At 58.6% G+C, this 715-nt stretch carries 1 protein-coding gene; it reads left to right on the top strand.

Annotated features, from left to right (window positions below; all coding sequences use genetic code 11):
* Positions 1–505 precede the first annotated feature (505 nt).
* Positions 506–715: hypothetical protein (locus SK803_RS46410; RefSeq protein WP_319972650.1), on the top strand; the 210-nt coding region annotated here is incomplete at its 3' end.

Here is a 715-nt window from a genome sequence, read left to right as displayed (position 1 = left end):
GTGCGCCACGAGGCGCTTTGCTGCATTCCCGGTGCAGTCGGGAGGAACTTGGAGGAATGTTCCTGGGTCTAATGGCTTACCTGGATTCGAAAGATGAAGGGGACAGTAGCATGCCAGTGAAGCGGCGGCCGGGTCCACGTGTCAGGGACGGTGCGTCGCGGGACCCGCGCGATATGGTGAAAGCTTGACTGCCTGAACCCCAATCTCCAGAAGATGCAAGGATTCATCCACCGGAAAGGCATGTGTAACCGGTGCTGCCTCTGCGTCGGCGTCACTGACCCGCCAGCGCAACCTCCAGGGGTGCAGAGCGATTCCCTATGAGGGAATTAAAGGAGATGAATGGGGCACCTAAGTCGTGCTAGTACGTGCAGCGAAGACGAACGTGGGATCACCTGAAGGGCGCGAGCCGTGATGGTGACGGAGGCCTCGTAGTAGTCGTGAGGGTGACGTCTCTCCAAGGAGAACGGTAACGCCGTTCACAGGGCGAAGGGGGCCAGGTGGCCGGATGTTCGAAGGCCGGGAGGTATGCGTAATGCAGGACGCCGCAACGGTACTGAATGTCCTCCGTGAACGTGGCAGGCGTGGCCTGCCTCTGGAAAGACTGTATCGACAACTGTTCAACCCTGAACTGTATCTGGTTGCCTACGGTCGGCTGTACTCCAACAAAGGAGCTATGACGCCTGGAGCTGACGGAGAAAATGCTGATGGAATGCAC

Origin of the sequence: Lentzea miocenica, from assembly GCF_033949945.1 — a bacterium.
GTDB classification, from domain to species: domain Bacteria; phylum Actinomycetota; class Actinomycetes; order Mycobacteriales; family Pseudonocardiaceae; genus Lentzea; species Lentzea miocenica.
The sequence above is the reverse complement of the archived record's forward strand: the minus strand, read 5'-3'. Positions and strand labels throughout refer to the sequence as shown.